General features: G+C 79.1%; 2 protein-coding genes. Both read left to right on the top strand.

Features of this window, described 5'->3' with window-relative positions:
• Positions 1-230 (top strand): hypothetical protein (locus B0E53_RS38315; RefSeq protein ID WP_210406371.1); only part of this gene is annotated, 230 nt, incomplete at its 5' end.
• The coding region (locus tag B0E53_RS36480) for a phage tail protein (protein ID WP_246835784.1) at positions 227-1456 on the top strand (1230 nt) is incomplete at its 3' end. The genes B0E53_RS38315 and B0E53_RS36480, both read left to right, overlap by 4 nt.

Raw genomic sequence — 1456 nt, 5'->3', positions numbered from 1 at the left:
CGTACGCCCCGCCGGTGCTGGGCTTCGCCACCGGCGTGGTGGCCTCCCGGGCCCTGGTCACCGTCCGGGCGGTGCCCGGGGTACGCGCCTGCACCCTGCCCCGGCTCGCCGCGCCGCCCGGCGGCGCCACCGTCGACCTGCTGGCCGCGCTGCCCGGCCGGTTCGCCGGCACGCTGCGCCCCGCCCAGGTGCTCACCCTCACCGACCTGACGATCGGGGTGATGTCGTGACCGAACCCGCCCTGCGCCGCCTGCTCGACCTCGTGCCGGTGCACCTGCTCGCCCGCGACGCGCAGGCCGACGGCGGCACCGGCCCGCTCACCGCGCTGCTCGCCGCCGTGGCCGGCGAACTGGAGCTGCTGGAGGCCGACCTCGACCGGCTGCACGACGGGTTCTTCGTCGAGACCTGCGCCGAGTGGCTGGTGCCGTACCTCGCCGACCTGGTCGGCCTCGCCGAACTGCCCCCCGACCTCGGGGTCACGGTGAGCCGGCGGGCCCTGGTCGCCAACACCGTCGCCTACCGCCGGCGCAAGGGCACCGTCGCCGTGCTGGAACAGGTCGCCCGGGACGTCACCGGCTGGCCGGCCCGCGCCGTCGAGCACCACCCGCTGCTGGTCGGCGCCACCCACGTCAACCACGTCCGCCCCGACCGGCCGGCCACCGTCTCGCTGCGCGGCGCCGCCCGGATCGAGGCCGCCGCCGTGGTCAGCCCGCCCGGGCCGCGCGGCGCCCTCGACCCGCTCACCCACACCCCCGAGGTACGCCGCATCCCCACCCGCCGCGGCCGCTACGGCATCGACCACGTGGCCGTGCACCTGTTTCCGACCCAGGCGTACGAGGTGGGCGCCCCCGAGGCCGATCCGCCGGCCGGCCCGAACGGCGGCTGGTCCGCCGCCCGCGAAGTGGGTGACCACTGGACCGTCGACCCGCTCGGCCGGGCCGTGCCGCTGTACGCCCCGCCCCGCCGCGAGGAGGCCGTCGAGCGGCTCGCCACCGAAGCGGACCTGCCCGTGCCGCTGCGCCCGCGCCGGCTGCTCGACCTGCTCGGGCAGGCCCGGGCCGGTGCCCTGCCGGCGTCCGCGCTGCCGCTCGGCGTGCGGTTGCGGGTCGGCGGCGTCGACCAGCCCGACCTGACCCCCGACCGGATCCGGGTCTGCCACCTGGAGGACCTGGCCCCCGGCCCGGCGCCGCAGGTGATGGTCGACCCGGTGGCCGGCCGGTTGCGGGTCCACGCGCCGGCCGCCCCCGACGCGGTCTTCGTCCGCTACGCCTACGGCGGTCTCGCCGACGTCGGCGCCGGCACCTACGACCGCACGGCCGCCCACGAGGCGCTGCTCGCCACCGACCCGGGCGCTCCGGTCACCGCCGACGGGCCGGACGCCCCGCCCGCCGCCGGCCAGACCGAGGTGTGCTCCGGCACGCCCGCCCCGGTCGGCAGCGTGCCGACGCTCGCCGCC

This window comes from Micromonospora sp. MH33 (assembly GCF_003013775.1).
In the GTDB taxonomy this organism is placed as follows: Bacteria; Actinomycetota; Actinomycetes; order Mycobacteriales; family Micromonosporaceae; genus Micromonospora; species Micromonospora fulviviridis.
The sequence above is the reverse complement of the archived record's forward strand: the minus strand, read 5'-3'. Positions and strand labels throughout refer to the sequence as shown.